The following is a 237-nucleotide window of genomic DNA, read 5'->3' on the forward strand; positions in this document are numbered from 1 at the left end:
CGTACCGCCCGACGTCACCGTGCAGGAGCTGCACGCCCTCTACGTGCAGTCGGTCGAGCTCGAGGCGCGCGTCGAGGCCTTCCGCGCGCGCGTCGAGGCGGCGGGCGCGCGCCTCCCGACCTACGAGCGCGCGGCCTACTTCGAGGTGCTGCGCTGCCTCGAGCAGGGCGAGCCGACGCTCGTCGACGACGTGTCGCGGACCGGCGGCGACATGGTCGAGGTCCTCGTGCCCGAGCC

1 protein-coding gene is annotated in these 237 nt (G+C 74.7%); it reads left to right on the top strand.

The window, feature by feature from the left end; genetic code table 11:
- A partial coding sequence (locus tag SAZ04_RS22990) for a hypothetical protein (RefSeq protein WP_332700117.1) occupies positions 1-237 on the top strand: 237 nt, incomplete at both ends.

The sequence above is a fragment of the Halalkalibacter lacteus genome (genome assembly GCF_036663595.1).
GTDB classification, from domain to species: domain Bacteria; phylum Bacillota; class Bacilli; order Bacillales; family Bacillaceae_D; genus Halalkalibacter; species Halalkalibacter lacteus.